Annotated in this window: 19 protein-coding genes; 14 read left to right on the top strand and 5 right to left on the bottom strand. The window is 69.1% G+C overall.

The window, feature by feature from the left end; translation table 11 throughout:
* Position 1 precedes the first annotated feature (1 nt).
* From C569_RS0125505 to C569_RS0125500, 3 genes are all read right to left on the bottom strand, one after another.
* Positions 2-208: a hypothetical protein gene (locus C569_RS0125505; RefSeq protein WP_026268637.1), complete on the bottom strand. Its 207-nt coding sequence runs from the start codon at positions 206-208 to the stop codon at positions 2-4.
* 202 nt (positions 209-410) lie between these two features.
* A complete protein-coding gene (locus C569_RS32655) occupies positions 411-617 on the bottom strand; it encodes a DUF397 domain-containing protein (RefSeq protein ID WP_081636024.1) in 207 nt (68 codons plus the stop codon).
* A complete protein-coding gene (locus tag C569_RS0125500) occupies positions 614-1,486 on the bottom strand; it encodes a helix-turn-helix transcriptional regulator (RefSeq protein ID WP_018788569.1) in 873 nt (290 codons plus the stop codon). Before C569_RS0125500 ends, C569_RS32655 begins: the two co-directional genes overlap by 4 nt.
* A 209-nt stretch (positions 1,487-1,695) precedes the next feature.
* Here C569_RS0125500 and C569_RS0125495 point away from each other — a divergent pair, with 209 nt between their 5' ends.
* From C569_RS0125495 to C569_RS0125435, 14 genes are all read left to right on the top strand, one after another.
* Entirely contained in the window at positions 1,696-2,940 is a 1,245-nt protein-coding gene (locus C569_RS0125495) for an FAD-binding oxidoreductase (protein WP_018788568.1), read from the top strand.
* Entirely contained in the window at positions 2,937-3,629 is a 693-nt protein-coding gene (locus C569_RS32650; protein ID WP_081636023.1) for an N-acetyltransferase, read from the top strand. Before C569_RS0125495 ends, C569_RS32650 begins: the two co-directional genes overlap by 4 nt.
* A gap of 490 nt (positions 3,630-4,119) precedes the next feature.
* A complete protein-coding gene (locus C569_RS0125490; RefSeq protein WP_018788567.1) occupies positions 4,120-5,565 on the top strand; it encodes an APC family permease in 1,446 nt (481 codons plus the stop codon).
* Between the two features lie 103 nt (positions 5,566-5,668).
* The gene (locus C569_RS32645; RefSeq protein WP_018788566.1) at positions 5,669-6,607 is read left to right on the top strand and encodes a hypothetical protein; all 939 of its coding nucleotides are present in this window, start codon (positions 5,669-5,671) and stop codon (positions 6,605-6,607) included.
* Positions 6,604-7,815: a histidine decarboxylase gene (locus tag C569_RS0125480; RefSeq protein ID WP_018788565.1), complete on the top strand. Its 1,212-nt coding sequence runs from the start codon at positions 6,604-6,606 to the stop codon at positions 7,813-7,815. Before C569_RS32645 ends, C569_RS0125480 begins: the two co-directional genes overlap by 4 nt.
* Before the next feature lie 42 nt (positions 7,816-7,857).
* The gene (locus C569_RS0125475; protein ID WP_018788564.1) at positions 7,858-8,991 is read left to right on the top strand and encodes a class II histone deacetylase; all 1,134 of its coding nucleotides are present in this window, start codon (positions 7,858-7,860) and stop codon (positions 8,989-8,991) included.
* 383 nt (positions 8,992-9,374) lie between these two features.
* Positions 9,375-10,604, top strand: coding sequence for a methyltransferase, FxLD system (fxlM, locus tag C569_RS0125470; protein WP_018788563.1), 1,230 nt, complete (start codon positions 9,375-9,377; stop codon positions 10,602-10,604).
* Between the two features lie 49 nt (positions 10,605-10,653).
* Positions 10,654-10,848 carry an FxLD family lanthipeptide gene (locus C569_RS0125465; RefSeq protein WP_231394888.1) on the top strand — a complete coding sequence of 65 codons (195 nt, stop codon included), beginning with the start codon at positions 10,654-10,656 and terminating at the stop codon, positions 10,846-10,848.
* Between the two features lie 182 nt (positions 10,849-11,030).
* Complete coding sequence (locus C569_RS0125460; protein WP_018788561.1) at positions 11,031-14,048, top strand: lantibiotic dehydratase; 3,018 nt, start codon at positions 11,031-11,033, stop codon at positions 14,046-14,048.
* Positions 14,045-15,211, top strand: a complete 1,167-nt coding sequence (locus C569_RS0125455) for a lanthionine synthetase C family protein (protein WP_018788560.1) — start codon at positions 14,045-14,047, stop codon at positions 15,209-15,211. The genes C569_RS0125460 and C569_RS0125455 overlap by 4 nt, the downstream gene beginning before the upstream one ends.
* The gene (locus tag C569_RS31020) at positions 15,208-15,702 is read left to right on the top strand and encodes a hypothetical protein (protein ID WP_196806781.1); all 495 of its coding nucleotides are present in this window, start codon (positions 15,208-15,210) and stop codon (positions 15,700-15,702) included. The genes C569_RS0125455 and C569_RS31020 overlap by 4 nt, the downstream gene beginning before the upstream one ends.
* A 78-nt stretch (positions 15,703-15,780) precedes the next feature.
* Positions 15,781-17,481 (top strand): IS1634 family transposase, encoded by a 1,701-nt coding sequence (locus C569_RS0125445; RefSeq protein ID WP_018788558.1) that lies wholly within the window; start codon positions 15,781-15,783, stop codon positions 17,479-17,481.
* 50 nt (positions 17,482-17,531) lie between these two features.
* On the top strand, positions 17,532-18,134 hold the full coding sequence (locus C569_RS31015) for a thiopeptide-type bacteriocin biosynthesis protein (protein WP_369754099.1): 603 nt from the start codon (positions 17,532-17,534) through the stop codon (positions 18,132-18,134).
* 3 nt (positions 18,135-18,137) lie between these two features.
* The gene (locus tag C569_RS0125435) at positions 18,138-19,304 is read left to right on the top strand and encodes a hypothetical protein (RefSeq protein WP_018788556.1); all 1,167 of its coding nucleotides are present in this window, start codon (positions 18,138-18,140) and stop codon (positions 19,302-19,304) included.
* Between the two features lie 41 nt (positions 19,305-19,345).
* On the opposite strand, the gene C569_RS0125430 is transcribed toward C569_RS0125435, so the two are convergent.
* Positions 19,346-20,248, bottom strand: a complete 903-nt coding sequence (locus C569_RS0125430) for an HNH endonuclease (RefSeq protein ID WP_155945607.1) — start codon at positions 20,246-20,248, stop codon at positions 19,346-19,348.
* A 39-nt stretch (positions 20,249-20,287) separates the two neighbouring features.
* Positions 20,288-21,253, bottom strand: coding sequence for a hypothetical protein (locus C569_RS0125425; RefSeq protein WP_018788554.1), 966 nt, complete (start codon positions 21,251-21,253; stop codon positions 20,288-20,290).
* Positions 21,254-21,300 lie beyond the last annotated feature (47 nt).

The following is a 21,300-nucleotide window of genomic DNA, read 5'->3' as shown; positions in this document are numbered from 1 at the left end:
GTCAGGATGCCTGTGCCAGGATGCCGGCGATGACGTCGGCAGGAACCTCGACGGCCGTCTCGTTTGCGCCCAGATCGCGAAGCTGGGCACGCGTCTCGTCGTCTACCTGCCAACCCTGGACGACGTAGTTGCCGTTGTCGGCACGGTACAGCGCAGGGCAGTTGCCCGTCCCGCTCTCGCTCCACTTGCGAATGAACTCGAGTTGCACGATGTCGCCCCTCTCCCTCACCGCGCCTACCGCGGCGCGTCCGCACGGCGATGCTCGCATGAGGAGAACTGATGCGCAATATTCGCGAGGGGTAGCGAAGCTCTGGAACCCACGGTAACGGAGCGCGAACAGGGTCAAGCCAACGGAGAAGATATTCTCGACATGATGATCAACCCCGGGCTGTGTGCCAACTGGCTGACGCTCAGCGCACTGGGAGGGCCCCGCGCCGTGCCTCCGACACGAACGCCCTCCAAGACTCGCTGCCGAAGATCAACGCGGGCCCTCCGGGATCCTTGGAGTCCCGGACTGGGACCAGGGGGTTGAGGTTGGTGGCGACCTCCACGCACCCTCCGTTGTCCTGAGAACGACTGCTCTTGCGCCAGACGGCGCGTGACAGATCCGGGTTCACCGTGCGCTCCTCGCGGAATCCTCGTACTGGCGGGCCACGACCTCAACCAGCCGGACGGACTCCTGCTTGCTGAGGGCTGATGCGGTCATGTGGTTATACGCAAGGTTACAGCGGCGCAGGTCATCTTCCTTCTCCAGGTAGAGGTTTCCTGCCTGGCACTCTACGTAGACGACGGGGCTGTGAAGCCGCTCGTCGAACTCGAAGATGGTCATTGCGCCACGGGTTCCGGGGTATCCGCCATTGCCGAAGGGCACCACCTGCACGGTCACCCAGGGTGGCAACGCCAGCAGGTGTCGAAGCTGTGCGGCCATCACCGCAGGCCCGCCGATCTCCCGACGAAGGACAGCCTCATCCAAGATCGCCCATACTTCCGGCGGGTCGTCGCTAAACACCTTCTCCTGTCGCTCCATGCGGATCCGCACCTGTCTCTCACGTTGATCATCGTCTGTAAGGAGGGCGACGGTTCCGGCGATGGCACGGGCGTACCCCTCGGTCTGAAGCAGCCCATGGATGACCATCGGCTCGTAAGCCCTGATTGTGGTTGCCGCACTCTCGATGCCGAGGAACGTCGCGAAGGGCGTAGGCACCGCGCCGAACTTCGACCACCATCCACGCTGCTTGCCGAGCCCCTGCAACGCAAACAACTCCGTGCGCAGTTGATCGTCGGTGAGGTTGTAGCTGGCCAGCATCGCCTCCAGCTCGGCCCGCACGACGCCGACCTCTCCAGCTTCGATCTTCTGGATCTTGCTAACCGAACACCCGAGTCGGTCCGCGATCTGGCCCTGCGATACGCGAGCCCTCTCACGCAGTGCGCTGAGCTGCTCACCGAGCTGCCACCTCGGGATCGTTGGTCCGATCGGCCTAGCCATGGGCTCATCCTCCGGTTCTCTTGGGGTCATCCCTGGGCCTCTCACCTCATGGCGGTGTCATCCGGCGTAGCGGGACGGGGACGAAAAGTTACATCAGAAGATTGACATCCCCGTGGGCGAATGTCACCCTGACTGCCGAGAATATATTCTCGGCACCCTCGACGGGTTGCCTGTCCCTGCTGGTCGTCCTCGACGAGGGGAAGTCTCGGATGAGCGCCTTGAACCCTGGCCCCGGCCCTGGCGGGCGCGAGTCTCATCCGGACAAGTTGCTGGCTCTCGCCCTCGCTGCCCCCAGCCACGCTGCCGACCATTTCTGGTCGTTCATGGAAGACAGGAGCGTCCGGTTCCTGCCTCAGCAGCTCGCGCCGATGTTCTTCTCGACGGTTGCGCAGATGGCGGCTGGGCAGGGTGATCCACCTGCTCGGCGTGCCGCGTTGTCGGTGGCGGGTCGTATGTACCGGCGGTTCGGGCTGTACCCGTATCACAGCACGGTGATCGCTGCGGCGGTGGTAGACACAGTGCGGCGGTTCGCGGGTACGAGTTGGGACCCGGGGCAGGCCGGCTCTTGGGAGGTCGGTTGCCGCCGGGCGCTCCGTCTGGCCGAGCGGGCGGCGCGTGCGTTGGGCGACGGCCCTCACCTCACGGTCGCCAAGGTGGTGGCCTGCGAGGCGGCTGCCGATGACATTGCGATCTTGACCGTTCGACCGGCGCGTCGTCTTCGTTACCTGCCAGGTCAGGCAATGCCCGTGTGCACGCCTCGGCTACCCGGGCAGTGGCGTTGGCTTTCTCCGGCGAACGCTGCTCGCGCCGACGGCACGTTCGAGTTTCACGTGCGGGCGATTCCAACGGGCGTGGTGTCTCCCGTGCTGGTCGAGCAGGTAAGGCCGGGGGAGGTGCTGTGGCTGGGGCCGGCGCTGGAGGTCGGGCTGTCGCTGGAACAGGCTGGTGATGCTGACCTCTTGTTGGCGGCGGGTGGCACGGGTCTTGCGCCGTTGCGAGCGATGGTGGAACAGGTAGCCGCATCGGAGAGCCATCATCGGGTGACGTTGGTGGTGGGCGCGCGGACTCTGCTCGATCTCTATGACGCCGTGGCGTTGGACAAGCTTCAGCAGGCGCATGGTGACTGGCTGACGGTGGTGTTGGCGTTCTCGGATGACCGTGATGTGGAACCGGCCGCGCAGGGGGATCTGCTGAGCGTGGCGCTGTATCACCACCGGCCAGGGCAGGCGGTCTTCGTCTCTGGCCCGCCGGGGCTGGTGGAGACGGCGCGGCAACGTCTGCCCCTGGCGGGGGTTCCCTTGGACAGGTTGCACCTCGCCACCACCTTTCAGCGCGCGCTCGACTCGGCTCAATGGATGTCCCGCCAGCGGGCTGCACACCCGCCGGGGCCAGAGGCAGCGGACGCGACTGCGGCCAACAGCGGCCCGAGCCGATCCACGAGGGACGCGACATGACGTTTCCGAAGACGGTGATCCGCCGCGCGGCCGTCGAGGACATCGACCCTCTGTCGAGGGTCGTGGCGGATACGCTGATGGCGCAGCCTACGGCCGCCTGGCTGGTTCCGAATGCAGCTGAACGAGCCGGCGTTCTGCTCGGCTACGCACGACTTCTGCTGAGGCGCGGGTTGAACGAGGGCCAGGTTGTCACGACCGACGACCAAGCCGCTGTGTCGGTCTGGTATTCGCGGTTGGAGCCGCCCGCGCCGGCTGCCTCGTGGGTGTATGACCTGCAGCGGAATCTCGGATCGCATGCACCTCGGTTCGCGTTGTTGCACGCCTACGTCGATGCGGTTGTTCCGCATTCTCCGCATCACTATCTGGCGCACTTCGCGGCTCGTACCGGGCAATGCGGTGCGGCACATGCCTTGCTGTCCAGCTACCACCGTGAGCTTGATGCGGAGGGGCTTCCGGCGTACGCGGAGGTGAGCGGCGCCTGTCCGCGAGAGGGCCTGCTCGCTCGGCTCGGGTATGAGCCGCGGTCACCGGTGTTGTTGGAGCCCGGCGGGCCGGCGCTGTGGCGGATGTGGCGGCCCTCCTCTGGCGACCGGGGGCCCGACGGGTTGCCGTGCCGAGTGCGAGCGCATCGCTTCGCCATGCCGATGCGTCGGCGCGTCGTACCGGCAGCGTCGCCTCGTTCTCCCTGACGCCCGACCACACCTCCATTTGTTGATCACCTGCTGGCGATGACCCTCGCGGCGGGTCACCCTCTCGCACCCCGGTATTGAAGGAGGCACCCCTCATGCTGTCCGCTCTGACCCGTTTACGGGCTCTGGCGCCGCCACGTCGCCTGAACGCCGGACGGTGGCTGCGGCCGTCGTCGTCCTCCGCGCAAGCTGATGCCGCCGTCACGGACGCGGGAGACGTGACGTCGGACGAGTTCGCGTGGGGGTACGCGATTCGGCGCGAGTGGGCCAGCGGCTCTCATGATCTGTTCGGTTTCACCCCTGACGTCGAGACTGCGCGGTGCCGTCTCGATCGTGATCGGGGCTACTGGCGTCGCGGCCCGGTCCGACCGGCGGCGGTGTACCTCGTCGCGGCGAATGTGACCGACGTGGACCGGCACCCGGTTGACGGCTGCCGGCTTGCGGGATGCCCGGACTCCCCGAATCGGGGGCAGCGGTGAGGGCGACGCATATGCAGGTGGCGCTGGCGCGCCGGACGTTGACTCCAGTGGGTTTGTGGGTGTTCGGGGCGGCGGCGTCGGCTCCGATGGTGGTGCTCGCTGGAGGCATCGTCGCCACGTACGCGACCACACAGGTGACGGCGCTGCCGTTGGTGTTCGTGCTCGTGGCCGGGGTGGTGGCGTTGCTGGCGGTGGGGTACACGGCGATGGCCCGGCAGGTGGGACACCCGGCGGCCTACTACGGCATTCTCGCAAACAGCCTCGGACGCGGCTGGGGCGTTGCCGCCGGCCTGGTCGCCCTGGCTGCCTACAACTCCATCCAGATCAGCTTGTACGGGTTGTTCGGGGCGACTTTGGCGGCCCAGCTCGGCGGGGTGTGGTGGGTGTGGGCGGGGCTCGCTGTGGCGGTGGTGGGGACGTTCGGTGTGCGGGCGATCGTGCTGTCCACTCGGGTCCTGGTGGCCGTGCTGGTGGTGTCGCTGCTGATCGTCGCAGCCTTCGTCCTCGCCGGCGTCGGACAGCCGGCGGGCGGGGAGCTGTCGTGGGCGGGCTTCGACGCCAGGGGACTCGCGGTTGGCGGCGTCGGCGGCGCGGCGGCTTTCGTGGTGGCGGCGTTGATGGGCGTTGACGTTCCGGGCTCGATGGTTGAGGAAGCCGTGGACCGCCGTTCAGTCGGCCGGGCCACGATCGGCGCGGTGATCGTCCTCGGCGGCGTGTACGCCCTCGCGGCGTGGGCGATGGGCGTGGCAGTCGGCCCCGAAGCGGTCGGAGAGGTGGCCGCTGACCCGGCGGGCGGGTTGCCCTTCTCGATTCTGGAACGCCTCGGCGGCTGGTGGGTTCCGCTCGCGGAGCTGCTTCTGGTGCTGGCGATCGTCACCTCGAAGCTCGTCTTTCACAGCGTCGTGGCCCGGTACGTGTTCGCCATGGCGCGCGAAGGAGTCCTGCCTCCGGGGCTCGCTCGCACGGGCAGCGCGACCCGGGTCAGCGCGCCGCGCGGCGGCTCGTTGACCCAGACGGCCATCGCCTCATTGGTGGTGGGTGCGTTCGCCCTCGCCGGGACCGATCCGATCGCTGTGATGTTCACGTGGCTGTCGACGCTGGGCGCACTGGGCTTGTTGTGCTTGCTGCTGGCAGCGTCCGTGGCGGCGATGACCGCACCGGTGAGCGTGCGCGGTCCGAGGCCGGGGATGTGGGAGTGGCGACTGGCTCCCGTGCTGGGCGTGGTGGGCGGGCTGGTGCTGCTGAGTCTGATGGTCGGCAACGTCGGTTCGCTGTTGGGTGCCGCCCCGGGGTCGCTGTATCCGTTGCTGTTGCCTGCGATCCTCGCCGTGTTCGCTGTTGTTGGCGGGCTGTGGGCGGGGCATTTGCGGCGGTCCCGTGCGGAGGTCTACGCCGGTATCGGCCGGGGCACCCCGACGACGCACTCCGTTCCCGACGCGATCAACGTCTCGATCTGACGAGGGAGCGACGATGATGACCCACGCGCCCACGCCACCGCAGTCAGGCAGGCACTACAGCGCTGGTCCAGTCGAGGCCGGATGGCGACAGGATCACCCGTCGGTGATCCCGCCCGCCGCTGGGCAGGGGCATCCGGCCCACGGGCCGGAGCATGCCGCCCATCGGCCGGGGACGGGCTACGGGACGGCGCACACACCCGCCGACTACCCCCGGCCGCCGGACGCCACGATCACCCCGGCCCCCACCACCTATCCGGTGCCGCCGCCAGCGCCCGCCTCGGCATACGAACACCGACCCGGCGACGACACGGTGCCGTTGGAAGTCCGCCGGTGGGCCGACCTCCGTAAGCAGGTCGCGTACCGATCCAAGCGGATCAACACCGGCCACATGGTCGAGGCCGATCAGCGGTTCGGCGGGCGCGAGGCGCTCGGCCCGCACGGGGTGATGCTGTTCTTTGTCTCCGACGCGCCGGCCGAGCCGCACGGCTACCGGCTGCACACCGCCTACCGGCTGTGGTTGGCGTCCCCGGACGCGGACAACCTCCCGAGGTTGCTGGCGGACCTCGACGGTGTAGCCCGTGACAACATCGCTCGCGCGGCCTCCGCGCGGCGTCGCTGGCATCCCCTCGGTCCTGACGGCTCGATGGTCAACGGCGGTGACATGAGTCTGCCCAGTGGGTCGACCTACGTCGGCGTCGGTGTCAGCACCCTCGACTCCGACCAGGGTCGCTGGTACCAGCTCGCCCACACTCTTCGGGACCTGCCGGCCACCGGGCGCCGCTTGTCGGTCTTCGACCTCAAAGGCCAGGCGTACGTGCTGCTGACCGACGGCACCGCCCTGCACATCGACCGCGACCCGCACGCGCGCGTCGGAGTGGACGGCATCCGCTGCAACCGCACCCTCGACCCGGACCGCGTCACCTACTACAACCGGCACGAGCACCTGACCGAGGACGGCGACGACGCCACCCGAGCGGTGTGGCGGCACCTCGGCGTCCTGCACCACACCCTCACCGCGCACCTGCACGGGCGGCCGGCGTGACCCACACTCTGAACCTCACCGACGCCGCGGACCTGAGCCGCGCGCCGGTCGACATTACGGCCGTCCTTGATCACCTCGTCCGCGAAGCCGACGCCGCGGCGGGCACGAGCATCGGGTTTCCGGGCGCTGTGGACCTCGACTACACCGAGGTCATGACACGCCTTGGCAGCCGGCTGTGGAACAACATCGGCGACCCCGCCGACGAGGGCGGAATCGCTCACACCCGGGCGCTGGAACGCGCCGTCATCTCGTGGGTAGCCGACCTGCTCGCCATGCCCACCGACGACCGGTGGGGGTACGTCAGCAGCGGCGGCACGGAAGGCAACCTGTCCGCCCTGCACGCCGCGCACCGGCGGGACCCCACGGCACGGATCTACTACTCGGCTGCCGCCCACTACTCGGTGGCCAAGGTAGTGCGTCTACTCGGCGCTCACGGCGTCCCGATCCACGCGCAGCTCGACGGGGAAGTGAACTACGCGCACCTCGCCGAGCAACTCCACCGGCGGCGCCGCTTCCCGGCCATCGTCGTCGCGACCGCCGGCACCACCATGACCGAGGCGGTCGACGATCCCGTTCGCATCCGCGCGGTCCTCGACGCACACCACGCAGGCGGGCACCTGCACGTCGACGCGGCCCTGTCCGGCATCCCCCTGGCCCTCGACGGCCGGCTGCGCCTCGACGACGCCAGCGGCATCGGCAGCGTCGCGATCAGTGGCCACAAATTCTTCGGCACACCGACACCGTGCGGCATCGTCCTCATCCGCGACCACCTCCGCGCCGCAGGCAGCCGCATCGCCTACACCGCCACGGCGGACACCACGATCACCGGCTCCCGCTGCGGCCTGTCGGCCGCGCTGCTCTGGCACGCCATCGCCGCCCACGGCCGGGAAGGGCACCGCTGGCGGGCCGACGAGGCCCGCCGGCTCGCGGCCTACACCACCGAGCAGCTCAACGCTATCGGCTGGCCCGCCTGGCGACACCCGCACGCCTTCACCGTCGTCCTACCCACACCTCCCGAACCGGTGCGCGCGAAGTGGCTGCTCGCCACCGACGGCGACACGAGCCACCTCATCTGCATGCCCGGTATCACCCCCGGCCAGGTCGACGCCTTCGTCGCGGACCTCGCCGCCGCCATCCGACCGCGATCCCGACCGATCCCGCGACCCCGACCCGGGCGGGCATCGCCGGCCAACGCCTCCGCGCACTAACCACACCAGCACCAGCTTCCTGAGTGACGAAGGGCAACCATCATGACCACCGGTTACGTATTTCACCCCGAGTACCTGTGGCACGACACCGGCACCAGCGCCGGCCTGCTGCCCGCAGACCCGACCGCCGGTGTCCAACCCGCGGTGCACGTCGAGAACCCTGAGGCGAAGCGACGCGTCCACGAGCTGATCCACGCCTCCGGACTACTGGGCGAGCTGATGGTCATCGAGCCTCGACGGGCCACCGTCGCGGAACTGACGCGCGTCCACACCGCCGCCTATGTCCAGCACATCAAGATCCAAAGCGAGCTGCGGGGCGGCGGTGGCGACGCCGGAGACGGCTTCTCTCCGGTCGGTCACGGTAGCTACGACATCGCTCGCCTCGCCGCCGGTGGGCTGATCGAACTCGTCACCGCTGCCGCCCACGGGGACATCACCAACGGCTACGCCCTGGTCCGCCCGCCCGGCCACCACGCCACCGCCGGCCAGGGGATGGGTTTCTGCCTGTTCAACTCGATCGCCGTCGCCGCCCGCCACGCCCAGACCGAACTCGGGCTCGCCCGGGTCGCGGTCGTGGACTGGGACGCCCACCACGGCAACGGCACCCAAGCCATCTTCTACGACGACCCGAGCGTGCTCACCATCAGCCTGCACCAGGCCAACTGCTTCCCACCCGACTCCGGCTGGACCCACGAAAACGGCACCGGCGACGGCACCGGCTACGCCCTCAACGTCCCCCTGCCACCAGGCAGCGGCCACGCCGCCTACCTCCACGCCATGCACCAGGTGGTCCTGCCGGCGCTGGACCGCTTCGCCCCCGACCTGATCCTGCTCGCCAACGGCTTCGACGCGGGTGTGTTCGACCCCCTCGCCCGGCAGATGCTCACCGCCGCGTCCTACCGCGAGATGACCCGCCTGCTCGTCGGCGCCGCCGACCGGCTCTGCCACGGCCGGCTCATCGCCGCCCACGAAGGCGGCTACAGCCCCTTCTACACCCCCTACTGCGCCCTCGCGTTCCTCGAAGAACTCACCGGCACCACCACCCACGTCACCGACCCTCTCGCCGCCGTCGTCGCCGGCTACGCCGCCGAACCCCTCACCCCTCAGCAAGAGGCCGTCATTGGCGAGGCTGCGCAACTCCTGCCCCGCATCCAGACGGTTGTTCCGTCCGCCTGAGGAACGACCAGGACCTGTGATGAGCACCAGCACCAGTACTCTCGCCGCCGCCACCGCGACCCTTCTTGTCGCGGCGGTCCCGGCTGCAAAACGAGCCCCGGAGTTCTGACCCGCACTCCACGAGACCAGGGCTGGGGAGACCCGAGATCCTTCAGCCCTCACCCGTAGTCGCCGCGAGGCGGCTACCCGACCGGCCGCCGTGTCAGGGGTGACCACGGATGGCCGGTCACGGGCCGGCGGCAGCGGGGCACCCCCGTTCCCCCTGCCGCCGGCCACCCAGCCCCGAATCGCACACCGGCCGCACCATCGACGCCGTCCAAACCGTTGCCAGCGGAAGCAAGGCCCAATGTGCCCCGATCCGCTTGAGGAAGAGGAAGTAGCGAGTGAGCCAGACAACCGACACAAGATCCGCCGCGGACCGCGCCGCTGAGCTGCGCGCCGCCCTCGTGGGCAACCTGTACGCCCAGGGCAAGATCACCTCGAAGCTGGTGGAGGCGGCGGTGCGTCAGGTGCCGCGCGAGCGGTTCATGCCCGCCGGGACCGATCTCGATGTCGCCTACGGCTTCGACAGCTCGGTGGTGACCAAGCGCGACGAGCACGGTGTGGCGATCTCGTCGGTGTCCGCGGCCTACATCCAGGCGCGGATGCTGGAGCAGGCCGAACTCGCGCCGGGCATGACGGTGCTGGAGGTCGGCTCCGGTGGGCTGAACGCCGCGTACCTCGCCGAGATCGTCGGCCCTGGAGGTCGGGTCGTGAGTGTGGACATCGACCCGGAGGTCACCGACCGGGCCGCGACGCTGCTCGAAGCGAACGGCTACGGCAGCCGCGTCCGGGTCCTCGTCGCCGACGCGGAGCACGGCGTGCCCGACGAGGGGCCGTTCGACGCGATCATCGTCACCGTCGGGGCGTGGGACATCGCCCCCGCCCTGCTCGACCAACTACGCGAAGGCGGCGTGATCGTCCTGCCCCTGATCATGAACGCGGTCACGAGGACGATCGGCTTCCGCCGCGACGGCGACCACCTGGTCAGCAGATCGGTGGAAGTCGCCGGGTTCGTACCGATGCAGGGCGACGGCGCGCACCCGGACCGGGTGTTTCTCATGCCTGACATCAACGGCCGGCACGTGCGGCTCCTGTTCGACTCCGACGTGCCCGATCACCTGGATCGTCTCGACGGCGTCCTTGCCGGCGGGCGCGCTGAGCTGTGGTCTGGCGTGACGATCGGCAACGGGGTGTCGTTCGCCGACCTGCATCTGTGGTTCGCGTGGTTCCTGCCCGGTTTCTGCCGCCTCGCTGCCGACGAGGGCACCGACTTGGCTGCCGAGCGCCTCTGGTTTCCCTTCGGTGTCGTCCACGGCGCGGGCTTCGCCTACCTGGCGTTGCGGCCTGCGCCCGAGGGGGAGGGGTTCGAGTTCGGGGCCCGTGCCTTCGGCTCGGACGGCGAGCGGGCCGCCGCCGCGATGGTCGAGCAGATCCGCGCCTGGGACCGCGACGGGCGCGACGTGGAACCCCGCTTCGGCTACTGGCCCGCCGACAGCGACCACACCCACATCCCCTCCGACGCCGCCGTCATGGACAAGACCTACGGCGTCATCTCGATCTCCTGGTCCTGATGACCAGGTGGCACCACCACAGCCCCTCTAGGGAAGGAGAGTGATGTCGATGGCTCCGCCGACCGCGGTCCTCGACGCCCCGCCGATCGACACCGAGGTCGTCACCGACGACGACTTCGTGCTCGACATGCGGGTGGTCGAGGCGACCACGCCGCTGGTGACCATGGCGTGCAGCACGAGCGACGGCTGCGGAAGCAGCTGCGGCACCAGCGCCTGCGCCACGTCGTCCTACGACCCGGCCTGATTCTCGGGCCACGCAACGCAGTAGCAGTGCCGCCGGAGCCCGCGCTGTGCGGGCTCCGGCGGCCCCACCCCTTCCTCGCGGCAGGAGGCGTCCGAATGCTGCCCCAGCGCTCTTTCCGACCGGTCGGCCCGGTACTGGTTCGAGCTAGCACCGACCCGGGTGACCTCGCCTGCGAGCCGGGAGTGGACCTGATCGGCCCCGCGGCCGGCGCCGAAGCTGGTCTCGCCTGGTTGGCCGAGCAATGGGCTAGGCCGGATGTCAGCGACGGCATCTCGCTGGCCAGCCCCGACCTGGCTCGTAGGGTCGACCAGCTCATCTCCGGCGGTGCGTCGAGTGCGACGGCCGCCGCCGTCCGTCGGGCTGTCCTCGCAACGTGTGGCTACCTACTGCGGTGGCAGCGGCGGACCACTCCGTTCGGGGTCTTCGCTGGCATCACGACCGCGACCGTCGGTCCTGCCTCCGCCAAGCTAGGGGATCGGCACCGAGCGGTGGCGCGGGTAGATGGCGAATGGCTCACGCGCGTCGTGGACCGGCTGGAAGCCCATCCTGCTCTGCGGCAGCGCTTGCTCGTGGTGGCAGACAGCGCCGCTGTCGTGCGTGACGGTCGCGCTATCGTCGCCGCTCGGTCCCCGGTGGGGCAGCGGACGCCGGGAATGCTGCGGGAGACGTCTACCAGGAACACGGCAGCGGTAGGGCTGGCTCTACGGCTCGGGGCGTGCCCGATTCGCCTCGATCAGCTCCTCGCACGGATCGCCCACGAAGTGCCTCAGGTGCCGGTCCCCACCGTCGAGGCGATGCTGCATGGCCTGATCGATGGTGGTTTCCTCATCACCAACCTTCGCCCACCCATGACCGCCGTAGATGGCCTAACGCACGTCATCGACGTCCTCAGCAGCGCCGGTGCGGCCGACCTGCCCGAGGTGGCGAGCAGCCTCGACCGGCTTCGCACGATCCGCCAACTGCTGACGCAGCACAACGTGCAGGTAGATGGCTCGGAGGCGCTGCTCGTCCGGGCTGCGGCGACCGAGCCGATGACTTCGCTGGCGCCCGACGCAGAGCATCAGCTCGCGATCGACATGCGCCTCGACGCCCAGATCAGCATCCCGCCGCCGGTCCTGGACGAGGCGGCCCGCGCCGTCGACCTGCTGATGCGCCTGAGCACGCAGCCTTTCGGGACGGTGGCGTGGTTGGACTACCACGCCCGCTTCCGGGAACGCTACGGCCCCGGCGCGCTGGTGCCCGTGCGGGAGCTGCTCGCCGACTCCGGCCTCGGCTACCCGACCGGGTTTCTCGGTGCACCGCGCGCCCGTCCCGCCTGGCGGGTCATTACCGAACGTGACACGCACCTGCAGGCCCTCATCCAGCAGGCGCTCCTCAACGGTGCCGACGAGATCCGCCTCACCGACGCGGACGTCAGGGCGCTCACCGTTGGCGATCACCGCACCGCCGTTCCGCCACCTCGGGTCGAGCTGGGCTTCGCCGTGTACGCCACCACCACCGACGCCATTGACCGAGGCGAGTTCACGTTGCAGATAACCGGCGCCCCCCGCACCCCGTCAAGCATGGCCGGCAGATTCGCCTACCTCCTCGACGCGACGGAGCAAGCGCAAATTACGGCCTCGTTCACCGCTGAGGCTGACGAGGCCGTGACGGCGCAGCTGTCGTTCCCGCCTCGCTTGCCGCGTAATCAGAACGTCACGCGCGTCGGCCGCATCCTGCCCATCGTGCTGCCGCTCTCCGAACAGCCGGACGAGCCGGACATCCGCCTGGACGACGTCGCCGTGACGGTCGACGGCGAGCAGATGTACCTCGTCCACCGGCCTACCGGCTGCCGGATCATCCCGCACATCCCGCACGCCCTCGACACCATCGTGCAGAGCCCGCCGCTGGCCCGGTTCCTCGCGGAGGTCGCCGACGCCCGCAGCATCGCCTTCGGCCCGTTCGATCACGGCGCAGCCGCCCGCAACCTGCCTTACGTCCCCCGCATCCGCCACGGCCGGGTCATCCTCGCCCCGGCGCGCTGGCTCCTGACCTCCCGCGACCTCCCTCCCCGCACGGCAGGTGATGTAGGGGACGCCGAAGACCTGTGGGGCGTGGCCCTGGCCGAGTGGCGGCGGCGGTGGCGCGTACCCGCTCGCGTGGTGGCCTGCCACAGCGAGCTACGGCTCCCCCTCAACCTGGACCACCCGCTCGACCGCGCACTGCTTCGAGCCCGGCTCAGCGGCGTCGACCGACTCGAAATCCGCGAAGACGCCCCCATCGAGGGCCACGGCTGGACCAACGGCCGACGGGTCGAATTCCTTACCGTGATGACACCAACCGCGCCGCCGGCCCGACGCCTTCCCATTACCGCACCCCCAGGGGAGACGCTGCGGCCCGGTACCTCCGCCGTTCTCCACGCTCAGCTCATCGGCGCGCCGGCCCGATTCGACGAACTACTCGCCACCCACCTACCACGACTGGCTGACCAGTTCGCCGGCCTCGGCCTCCAGCGTTGGTGGATCAGGCGACACCGCGACACCATCCGCGTTGAAGCCGACCAGCACCTGTCCCTGTACCTCCGGCTCGCCGAACCCGCCGCACACGCCGCTGCCTGCGCAGCCCTTTCCGAGTTCGCCGCCGACCTCGCCGCCCGCGCGCTGCCCGCCCAGCTCATCCTCGCCCCTTATCACCAGCATCCCGCCCGCTACGGGCACGGCCCCGCCCTGGACACCGCCGAAGAGGTCTTCGCCGCCGACACCGCCGCCGCCATCGCCCAACTCCGCACCGCCGACAAGGCCGGCACGCCAGCGCAGGCGCTCGCCGCAGCCTCCATGGCACGACTCGCCGCCGCCTTCGCTCCCGACCCCCACACCGGCTACCGCAACCTGCTGGCCTGCCTCCAGCACGCCACCGCACCAGCCGAGCGCGGGATCACCGACCTGGCCCGTCAGCTGGCCGACCCCACCCGCGACTACCACGGCCTACGGGCCCTGCCCGGCGGGGACACCACCGCCGCCGCATGGCAGGCCCACGACCGCGCCCTTGCGGCCTACCACACGTGCCTACTGCCGCAGCGCGATCCCACCACCGTGCTGCGGACTCTCTTGCATGAGCACCACGTCCGCGCGGTCGGCGTGGACCCCGACTTCGAGCGCGCCACCAACCACGCCGCGCGAGCCGCAGCGATGCGCTGCCTGGCAACGGCAGGCACCCGATGACCGCCGCCAGCGAGCAGCCCAACACCGCGGCTGACGAAGCCGACGGTCAGTCGCTCGCTACCGGAGGCGTCGGGCCTGCCCTCCTGGCGATTGAGCAGGCCCTGAACGGCACCGCAAACTGGAAGGCCGCGCACCGCCTCGTCACGCAGGCCGCGAGCAGTCCTATCGACGCCGGACGTCACGCGGGCCTGTACTACGGCGCACCCGCCATCCTGTTCACACTCAATGCCACCGCCACCGACGGCCACGACCGGTACGCCGCCGCCCGGCAACACCTCACCCCGCACGTCCGGCGGCTCATCCGGGAACGCCTCACAAACGGGGACGACCGCCTGCGACACGGCACCGCCGCAACGTTCGCCGAGTACGACCTGTTCTACGGCCTCACCGGGCTCGGCGCGCTCCTGCTCCGGGACCTGCCCGACAGCGACGAACTCGGCGACCTGCTGACCTACGTCACGCGGCTCACCGAACCCCGCACCTGCGACGCGCAGCAACTGCCCGGCTGGTGGGTCGATCACGACCCCGACCCCACGCTGCCTACTCCTGGCGGCCACGCCAACCTCGGAATGGCCCACGGTGCCGCTGGCCTGCTCGCCCTGCTCGCCCTCGCCTTACGCGACGGCCGGCAGGTCGACGGGCAGACTGAGGCGATCGAGCGCCTGTGCGCCTGTTTCGACCGGTGGCAGCAGGACAGCGCCCACGGACCGTGGTGGCCACAGTGGCTTACCCGCGACGACCTCCGAACCGGCCGCCCCGTGCAGGAGAGCCCCGGCAGGCCCTCGTGGTGCTACGGCCCGCCCGGCATTGCGCGAGCCCTCCAACTCGCCGCCATCGCCACCAACCAACCCGCTCGCCAGGCAGCAGCCGAGGCCGCGCTCGCGGCCAGCCTGACCCGCACTCAACTCGACCGGCTCACCGAACCTGGCATCTGCCACGGCTTCGCTGGGCTCCACGCGACCGCTTACCGGGCGGCCCGAGACGCCAGCACAACTGACATCGCCGCGCAGCTTCCCGCGCTGGCTGAACGCCTCCGGCGCGTCCCCAGCCCCGACCACGCTGGATTCCTCAAGGGCCGCTCCGGCTGCTCTCTCGCGTCGGAAACCGCGTGCACGAACATACCTCCTCGCACCAGGTGGGACGCATGTCTACTGATCACTTGACCATCAACCCCTATCGGATGGCCGCTATCGTGGAGGCGGTCCTCGAGGGCGTTCCGATGGTCACCGCGGCTGCCGAGGCCGGCATCGACGTAGACGTTGTCGAAGCGGCCGTGCAGACCTACCGCACCGCCGGACTCACCGCTCTGCACCGCCGCCAAAACGACACCTGGCTTCATGCCCACATCAAGCCGGTCGACTGGAACACCGCCGAGGCCGTGCTCCGGACGGAGGTCGCTCCGCGCCTCGACCAACTCGACGGGCAGACCGGCTGGTGGTTCCTGCGCAAACACCCGTACTGGCGGATCCGCATCCGCGGCGCCCGTCACGAGGCCATATGCGCATTGCTCGTTGACCTGACCACCAGCGGAGTCCTCGCCGACTGGAAGCCAGGGATCCTGCGTTCCGCAGCTCAGCGTCGATATAGTCGGCGTCGCGGTGTGAAGGTGCAGGTCAGGGCGTTGCAGCCTGGCGGGAACGGCGAAAACGCCTAGTGACACGCCTGCCTGTGGATAACTTCCATGAGCTGCTGATCTATGCGTGGTTTCATAGTCGGTGTACGGTCGTGCCTCGTGTACGTGAAGGCGTCGACACGCAAGACCCGTGACGGGCAGACGATCCGCTACCTGCAGTTGGCCCACAACGAGTGGGACCCGGCCGCGAAGGCGTCCAAGACCCGGGTGTTGTACTCGTTCGGCCGCGAGGACCAGCTCGACGTGGCCGGTATCCGCCGCCTGGTCGACGCGTTGTCGCGGTTGCTCGCCCCAGCCGACGCCCTGGCCGCGGCCGCGCCGGCCGGCCTGTCGTTCCTGGAGTCCCGTCCGCTGGGCGGGGCGTGGCTGCTCGACGGGTTGTGGCGCCGGCTGCGCGTCGACACCGTCCTGCGGCCGCTGGTCGGCTCGTCCCGCCGGGAGGTCGACGTCGAAAGGGTGCTGTTCGCGCTGGTCGCGAACCGGGCTCTGGCGCCGTCGAGCAAGCTGGCCGCCGCCGACTGGGTCTGCCAGGACGTGCACCTGCCCGGCCTGCCACATGTCACCGACGACGCCTGCTACCGGGCGATGGACCAGCTGATCGAGGTTGAGCCCGCGTTGACCCGCGGTGTCTACGACCAGATCGCCGACCTACTCAACCTCGAAGTCGACCTGCTGTTCTTCGACACCACCAGCACCTACTTCGAACTCGACGAGGCCGACGAACCGCTGTGGCGTGACCAGCAGGGCCGGGTCGTGGCCGAGGACGATCCGGCGGCGGTCAAGCAGGCCGGGTTCCGCACCCATGGCAAGAGCAAGGACTCCCGCGACGATCTGCCCCAGGTCGTGGTCGGGATGGCCGTCACCCGCACCGGCATCCCCGTGCGTGTCTGGTGCTGGCCCGGCAACACCGGCGACTCCGCCCTGATCCGGCAGGTCAAGACCGACATGCGCGAGTGGAGCCTGGCCCGCATCGTCTGGGTCGCCGACCGCGGCTTCGCCTCCGCCGAGAACCGCCGCTTCCTGCAACAGGGCGGCGGGCACTACATCCTCGGCGAGAAGCTACGCGCCGGCACCAGCGAAGCCGACCAGGCTCTGGCCCGGCAGGGCCGTTACGCCACCGTCGCGGACAACCTGCAGGTCAAGGAAGTCAACATCGACACCGACGACCGGTTCGTCATCTGCTACAACCCCGAGGCCGCCGACCGAGACGCCGCCGTCCGGACCCGACTGCTCGCCCAGCTCACCGACCTGATCGACGACACAGACCGGCTGTCGGCCACCAAACGCGCCGAGCTCCGCGGCGTGATCTCGACCAAGCCCGGCCTGAACCGGTTCCTGCGCGTCACGCCCAAGGGCCTGCTACGCCTCGACCAAGGCAAGGTCAAGGCCGAACAGCGCCTCGACGGCAAGTACCTGCTGCGCTGCTCCGACCCGAAACTGAGCGCGGAGGACATCGCCCTGGGCTACAAGCAACTACTCGAAGTCGAACGCGGCTGGCGCGACATGAAGACCACCCTCGACCTGCGCCCGGTGTTCCACCGCCGCGAGGACCGCATCCGCGCCCACATCCTGCTCTGCTGGCTGGCCCTGCTGCTCATCCGCGTCGCCGAGACCGAGACCGGCCGCACCTGGACCGCGATCCGCACCGAGATCGACCGGCTGCACCTCGGCGTGTTCACCGGCCCCGCCGGCACGTTCACCCAGCGCACCGAGCTGTCCCAACCCCAGAAGGCCCTGCTCACGAAACTGCGGATCACCGAACCGCCCCGCATCTTCGACGCCACACCCGCAACCACCTGACCTGCAACAACACAGCCGCCTAGTGACACGCCCCGTCACCGGGCCTACCCCTGTTTGCCCAGCTCACAGCCCAGATCCGCCGCCTATATCGACGCCGAGCTGCGGAACGCAGGGGGATCTACGAGCCCGAAACCGGAGCGTTCGGCGGAGACACCGCCATGGCCATCGTGCACGAGCTGTTCTGCGCCGACAGCCGAGGCGTCCTCGACTACAGCGGGCATCATGCGCCCCCGATCGGACGCAGGGAGCTGTCACTGCTGCTCATCCGAACCCTGCAGCACCACGCGGGACTCGACTGGTACGAGACAGCGGACGTGTTCGACCAGGTAGCCCAGATGCGCCCCGCCCCCGCAGCCGCCGACACCACCCGCGTCGACCAGCTTGCCGCCCAGATGCGACCCCTCCTCGCGCTCCCCGCCGACGCGATGTTCGCCCCCGGTGAACCCTGCAGCGACGCCGACGCCTGGCACGCAGCCTTCGCCACCGCCGGCCGCCAGCTCGCCGACGCCGGGCACACCGGACGACTTCGCCGAGGCATCCGCGCCGTTCTCGCCCAGATCGTGATCTTCCACTGGAACCGCCTCGACCTACCGGCCCATGCACAAGGAATCCTCGCCCACGCCGCGACCGCCGCTATCCTGCCCAGGAGCTGAACCATGTACCACGCCAGCGTCGCCGCCGCCCTGCGCTACTTCCCGCTCCTCGGCCGTCCCCGCCCCGACTGCCCAGCCCTCCCGCTGCGCCTCAAAGAGATCACTGACTCCGCCGAAGCCGCGATCCAGAAACGCGAGCACGGGATGCCCGACGCGGCACACACCCTCAACAAGGCAGCGCTCATCGCCAGTGACGCCGGCATGCCTGACTTCGCCCGGAAGCTGTGCTGGCAGCACATCAACGCCTACCGCCACAAGGGCCGGCCGCTGTCGATCCTCGAAGCCCGCTACATGTTCGAACCCGTCCTCAACCTGGCCCGTCTCCAGATCCGCGCCGATCACGGCGCACCAGCACTGCGCCTCCTGGAGGCCATGTACGACGCCGTCACCCACCGCACCGACCTGATCGTGGATGACCAGTCCCTGCCCACCGCCACCCTCGACGGCGAAGCTGGCGAACGTCGCAAGCTGCGCGAGTGGGTTTGGCTGCAACTGCTCGGCGAAGGCATCCGCATTCTTGCCCTCAGCAACCGCTGGGCCGACGCCGCTGCCCTGGCCCAGAAGCACAACGGCATCGGCGGCCACCTCATGGAAGGACGCCAAGCGGCCATCATCGCCGCCTGCATCCAGGGCAAGCCCGATCAGGGACGCAAGATCCTCGGTACTAGCACCCTCACCCAGCCGTGGGAACACCAGGTAGCTGCCTGCCTCAACCTGATCTGCGCCGCGCCGACAGACGCAGGTGCCAGCCACCACCTCATGACCGCCACCGGAAATCTTGCAACGCCGATACCCGCACCTAATTATGCGTCCTACCGCACACGACTCGGACTCGCCACCGCGATCCTCGCCAGTCCTACTCGGGCCGAACTCGCGGCAGACATCCTGTACCGCACCGCACAAAGCGCCATCGATTCCAAGGATGGCTACGCCGCTCGGGACATCCTCAGCTTCCGTGAACCCATCGGCGGCATCACCCCAGATCAGCAAACCGATCTGCGCCGCACCGCCACCGACGCGGGCCTCGCACCTGCAGGGCTGCCGGAAAGGGGCTTGGAGCAGGTCTCCCGAATAGCGGCCTTGGCCGAATCGGCCTTAGATGCCGCACTTCATGGAGCGCTTGGCGACCGCGCGGGTCAGCAGGGCGAGCCGCTCCACCAGCGACGATGACATTGCGTCGGGACCGCGTGTCGTCGCTGACGAGCGGCCGGCTATGCATGGCCGCGTCGTCGGGCTCGCTTTGGTGGCGGCTCGGGATGAACGGTCGCCACTTCGCCGCTGACGGGAGCGCCGACCCGGAGCTGGTAGACCAAACGCTCGGTCGGCTCGGTCGTCGCTTCGCTCCATGACGATGATGCGGAGACGAACACCCGGCCTGCGAGGAGGGTTCCCAATACAGGCCCGGTCTCCGGCAGGAGTTCAGCCAGCACCACAGACTCCTCCGTGATCGGGTCTCCCCAGTGCCGTAGCACGGTCAGCCCCAGCGCAATCGGACTGACCGGCACGTCCGCCTTGCGCTTCGCGTCGCGCACCGCGAGCAGTTCGGCCCGCAGCCGATCCGCTGGTTCGCCTTCAGGAATGCCTGCCTTGATACACAGCCCGAGATACATCGACTTGAGCAGCGCCAGGCGGCAGCGGTTCTGATCCGGTGGCGAGACTTCTAGAGTCACGTCGCCGCCAGCCGCCAGGATCTCGCCGACGGCAGGATCGCAGCGCCCTTCAGGCAGGAAGACGAACTGTCCGTCGGATGTCCACCGTCTCAGCAGCCGGCTCGTCTGCCGCCTGCCGGGGATCGCGTCTGACTGGAAGGACGACGTCGACCAGGCTTCGTCGAACCAGTCGACCAGGTCAGCTTCCAAGAGAGTCCCGAAGCTGTTGTTGCACCGGGCGCAGGTCCGGGTCATCCGCGTACCGCCGAGCCGCTGCGGCGGTACGTGCTCCTCTGTCGTCGCTGGGTCACCGCAGATGGGGCAGTGAGCGAACATGCGCGGGCACAGCACCTCGATCAGCCGCAGCGGCACCGTCTCCATCGGCCCCGGCGGCTCGATCCCCAAGTTCAACGGGCCGCCGTGCGCGCGATTCACCGACATTGCCTCGGGTGGCCGTTTACGCAAGGAAGCATCCTTTCGGCCACCAGGCTGCGTGCGAACGCTTCACAGAGCGGCACCGATCGCTGCGGTGACCTGGTCCAGGCCCTGCTGCGCGAGCTGCCGCGCTTCCTCTGTCACCGCCTCCGTCGCGATCGGGAACAGAAAGCCCTTGAGCATGGCGGCGCCGCGACGAAGCTTGCCCGGCTCGGGCTGCGCCTGCTGCACCTCGGCGAGCACCTCGTTGGCTGCGGCCTCGATGTCCTGCTGATCCCGCAGTGTCAGCCCATAGCTGGGAAGCTGCTGGAGGATCGTCACGACGGCCTCCGCGAGCGGCTGTAATGCCGGCGCGACATGCTGGTCGATGTTCTGCTGCTGCGTCACATCGCGGTTGCCCCATGCGAACTGGCCGCCCTGAGAAGCGCCGTGGAACACCGGCCCGTGGTTGATCGTCGGACCGTATCCCTTCTGGTCGCGCAGGTAGTCCGCCACATTGCCATCCCAGTCGGTCGCGCAGTCGACGCCGTCAGTGGTGATCTCAGCCCGTACCGGGCCACGCAGCTCGGCGACCTCGATCCCCTTAATCAGCCCCTTCGCAGACAGGTACTCGGCCGCATCCTGGATCTCAACGTCCGTGAACCGGACGCCCTCCCAGAGCGACCCGTCGTCCTTACCGAACTCCTCAGTGATCGGCATGTGCACCTGCGCGATCCGCTGCCGGTAGAACCAGTTCAGCAGGCCCGACCGGCACACGCGCGCCCGCAGCACAGGGTCGGCACGCCGGCGCCGCCGCTCCCGCACGTCGGCGATCCCGTAGGCGGTGAGGATGCCGCAAGGGTTGCCCATGCCCGAGCCATTGTCCCTGAGAAGCCCTTCGTCGCGGCAGTACCAGAGCAGCGTGTACGCACCGTCAAGATCTAAGCCGACGCTCTCAGCGAACTCCATGATGGGTACATTCTCGGTGGAGGTGCCGTTCGCCTTGTCGTACACCCAATCCATGAGCTGATTACGAAACATGGCAGCGTCGCCCATAGCTGATCTTCCTTACGTCCGGTGACGGATCGCGCACACGGTACACG

Origin of the sequence: Micromonospora sp. CNB394, assembly GCF_000374985.1 — a bacterium.
Taxonomy (GTDB): domain Bacteria; phylum Actinomycetota; class Actinomycetes; order Mycobacteriales; family Micromonosporaceae; genus Micromonospora; species Micromonospora marina.
Note: the sequence above shows the minus strand (reverse complement) of the source record. Positions and strands in the feature narration are given on the sequence as shown.